Origin of the sequence: Burkholderia sp. Ac-20392 (assembly GCF_017104585.1) — a bacterium.
GTDB classification, from domain to species: domain Bacteria; phylum Pseudomonadota; class Gammaproteobacteria; order Burkholderiales; family Burkholderiaceae; genus Burkholderia; species Burkholderia lata.
Genome location: NZ_JAAGPB010000702.1, coordinates 1 through 3,422 on the forward strand (window position 1 = coordinate 1; position 3,422 = coordinate 3,422).

Genomic DNA, 3,422 nt, shown 5'->3' on the forward strand with positions numbered 1-3,422 from the left:
TGTCGGCCGGGCGGTCGGCGCGGCGCCGCCACGCGGGATGGCGCAGCCGCTCGTCCTGCGCATGACGCTGACGGACGCGCACTGATGCAGCGTCCGCATTTCAAGAGCAATCGAGAGGGCAGTCGAACGATGATGACGAAGATGAAGATGCTGGCGATCGTGGCAGGCAGTCTCGCACTGGGCGCACCGTTCGCGGCGCACGCACAGGACGACGTGATCGCGAATGCCGCGCAGGCGTCGGTCACGCAGGACGATATCGCGGGGCTGCTGAAGGCGGTGAGCCCGGAGGGGCGTGAACGTCTCGCGGCCGATCCCGCCGCGCTCGACCAGGTCGTGCGTTCGACGCTCGCGCAGAAGGCCGTGCTGGCCGAGGCGAAATCGAAGGGCTGGGACAAGCAGGCGCAGGTGCAGGCAGCCGTCGAACAGGCGCGGCGCGATATCGTCGTGCGCAGCTATCTGGCGTCGGTGAATGCGCCGCCGGCCGACTATCCGTCGGATGCGGAGCTGCAGTCCGCGTATGACAAAAATCGCGCCGCGTTCACCGCGCCGCGCGCGCTGCATGTCGCGCAGATCTATATCGCGGTGCCGCCGAACGCGGATGCCGCGACACTCGACAAGGCGCGCAAGCAGGCGGCCGATCTCGCGAGCCGCGCGCGCAGTGGCGATTTCGCGGCGCTTGCAAAAGCGAACTCGCAGGACAAGGCGAGTGCCGCGAACGGCGGCGATCTCGGTTTCGTGCCCGATCAATTGATGGTGCCGGCCGTGCGGCAGGCCGCCGACGCGCTGAAGCCGGGCCAGGTCTCCGCGCCGATCCAGACGCCGGCAGGCTTTCACGTCGTGAAGCTGATCGACGTCCGCGCGGCCGCGCCGCGTCCGCTGGCCGACGTGAAGGAGCAACTGCGCGCGATGCTGCGTGCACAGCGCACCCAGCAGAATGCGCAGGCGTATCTCGCGAAGCTCGCCGCGAACGCACCGATCAACGAAGACGCGCTGAAGAAAGCGCTCGCGTCTGCCCGGTAGGCGCGCTCATGGCAACCGTCCGTTCGACGCCGCGCGTCGATGCGCCCGATGCACGCACACCGGGGCGGCGCCGTCCGGCCGCCGCCGCCGACCGCCCGCGCCTGCCTAAAGCGAACCCGTGGCCGGGCCGGCCCGGCGAATGGCCGACGCATTGCCCGCTGTGCTTCGGCGCGCTGGAGCCGTTGCCCGGCGCGGGCGGCTATGCGCGGCATCGCAGCGCGCGCTGCTCCGCGCAGTGCGTGCTCACGACGCGCCAGTATCAGCCGGAGGAACTGACGATTCGCGGCTCTCGCGACGTGCAGGTCGCCGCCCGGCATCGCGAGCGCTTCGTGGCGGAGTGGGCGCGCCATTACACGCTGATGCGGCGCGCGTGGCCCGCGCTCACGATCGCCCGTTTTATCGCGGTGATCTCCTGTGTCGACGTCGCGGATCTCTGGTCGTACCGGATGTTGCGCGACGACGATCTGGCGGCCGTGCTGCTCGTGCTGGCCGGCTTCCTGCGCGTGCCGGATGCGTTGGGCACCGACGCGCCGGGTACCGACACGCGCGCGCCGACGGTGCGCTGGGTGCGGTTCTGGTTCGACGCGAGCGTGCGCGACGTCGGCGATCTGTGGACGGCGGGCGGCAGCGCGCCGCCGCTGTTTCGCGTCGACTATCGCGAACCGCTCGTCACGCCGTATCCGACCGGCGCGCAGGTGCAGGCGTGGCAGCCGGTCGACGGCATGCGCGACGCGTGGGCGCAACGGATCGATGCACAGGAACCTGCCGTCGAAGCGTCCGATTGCGCAGCGTTCGCGCGTTTCCTGGCGCGCGCGTCGGCGGCGGGCAGGAACCTGTGACGGCAGCCGTGAGGGCGCAATGGCGCCATTTCTGAAGGAGGCGCGCATGAAGATGCGACGAAGCGGCATCGCGACGATCGTTTGTCTGCTGCTGGCAACCGGTGCGCACGCGCAGGGCGGCCGCGCGGCGGCGAGTGCGGTCGCGCCTGCGCCGGCCAGCCCGGGTTCGGCCGCGAAGCCAGTGTGCGTCGATGCGGAAGTCGACGGCAAGCGTGCGCTGTCGTACGACTGCCTCAGCCAGCAACTGAAGCCGAAGGCCGACCCGCAGGCGGGCGCGTCGCAAACGGATTCGGAACGGCTGTCGAAGCAGCCGTCGAACCGTCTCGGCACGTTCAACCTGTCGACCGAGCGAAACCGTTTCGGCTCGAACTGGGGCCGGTCGACGACGCCGCAGCGGCCCGATGCGCCGGTCGCGGTGCCGCCGAAGTAATGCAGGCGGCCGCGCGTGGGGCGCAGGTATCGACGAGCCGGCGGCGTTCCGGCGCGAACCGACGAGGAACAGCGACATGAAAGCGGGCAGGCACACGAACCTGGCAGCGGCGCTGCGAGCGATGGCCGGCGGGCTGGCGTTGGCTTGCGCGTACGCATGCGGTTGTTCGACGGCAACGGCTGCCGAGCGGCCTGCGCAGCCGGGTGCCGCATCGCCGACGCCGACCCCAACGCCGACCGTCGTGCTGCCGAATTTTGCCGCGCTGGTCCGGCGCGTCGGCCCGGCTGTCGTCAACATCAGCGTCACGCGCGAAGTCACGCAGATGGGCATTCAGTTGCCGCCGGGCATCGCACCCGATCATCCGCTCGCGCCGTTTCTTGCGCGGCGCGTGATAGGCAACCGAGAGGAGGTGAGCCTCGGTTCGGGTTTCATCGTCAGCGAGGACGGCGTGATCCTGACCAACCGGCACGTGGTCGGCGATGCGGTCGCGATCGACGTGAAGCTGACCGACAAGCGGCAGTTCAAGGGGCGCGTGATCGGCAGCGATCCCGTCTCCGACGTCGCGGTGATCCGCATCGACGCGCACAACCTGCCGGTCGTCGCGACCGGCGACCCGGCGCGCACCGAGGTGGGCGACTGGGTGATGGCGATCGGTTCGCCGTACGGGTTCGCGAACACGGTCACGCAGGGCATCGTCAGCGCGAAATCGCGTTCGTTGCCGGGCGAGCGCGCGATTCCGTTCATCCAGACCGACGTGCCGATCAACCCCGGCAATTCGGGCGGCCCGCTGTTCGACCTCGGCGGCCGCGTGATCGCGATCAACTCGATGATCTTCTCGAAGACGGGCGGCTATCAGGGGCTCGCGTTCGCGATCCCGATCGACATCGCGCTCGACGTGAAGGACCAGTTGCTGCGGACCGGCAAGGTCACGCGCGGCCGGCTCGGCGTGGCCGTCCAGGAAGTGAGCCAGGCGCTTGCGCGTTCGTTCGGCCTCGCCAGCCCCGACGGCGCGCTGATCACCATGGTCGAGCCGGATGGCCCGGCCGCGCACGCGGGCCTGCAGCCGGGCGACGTCGTGCTCGCGGTCGACGGCAAGCCGGTCGCCGAATCGTCGGACCTGCTCGGCACCGTTG

Annotated in this window: 4 protein-coding genes; all 4 read left to right on the plus strand. The window is 70.2% G+C overall.

Annotated elements, in window-relative coordinates; all coding sequences use genetic code 11:
* The first annotated feature begins 129 nt into the window (after positions 1-129).
* A complete protein-coding gene (locus G3N99_RS37040) occupies positions 130-1,020 on the plus strand; it encodes a peptidylprolyl isomerase (RefSeq protein ID WP_206124837.1) in 891 nt (296 codons plus the stop codon).
* 8 nt (positions 1,021-1,028) lie between these two features.
* Positions 1,029-1,859 carry a hypothetical protein gene (locus G3N99_RS37045; RefSeq protein WP_206124838.1) on the plus strand — a complete coding sequence of 277 codons (831 nt, stop codon included), beginning with the start codon at positions 1,029-1,031 and terminating at the stop codon, positions 1,857-1,859.
* A 46-nt stretch (positions 1,860-1,905) separates the two neighbouring features.
* Positions 1,906-2,289, plus strand: a complete 384-nt coding sequence (locus G3N99_RS37050) for a hypothetical protein (RefSeq protein WP_206124839.1) — start codon at positions 1,906-1,908, stop codon at positions 2,287-2,289.
* Between the two features lie 76 nt (positions 2,290-2,365).
* On the plus strand, positions 2,366-3,422 hold a 1,057-nt coding region (locus tag G3N99_RS37055; protein WP_206124840.1), incomplete at its 3' end, for a trypsin-like peptidase domain-containing protein.

Bases quoted from the DNA above. Each gene is read 5' to 3' on its own strand.
- G3N99_RS37040 (WP_206124837.1), top strand. From the start codon at position 130: ATGATGACGAAGATGAAGATGCTGGCGATCGTGGCAGGCAGTCTCGCA.
- G3N99_RS37045 (WP_206124838.1), top strand. From the start codon at position 1,029: ATGGCAACCGTCCGTTCGACGCCGCGCGTCGATGCGCCCGATGCACGC.
- G3N99_RS37050 (WP_206124839.1), top strand. From the start codon at position 1,906: ATGAAGATGCGACGAAGCGGCATCGCGACGATCGTTTGTCTGCTGCTG.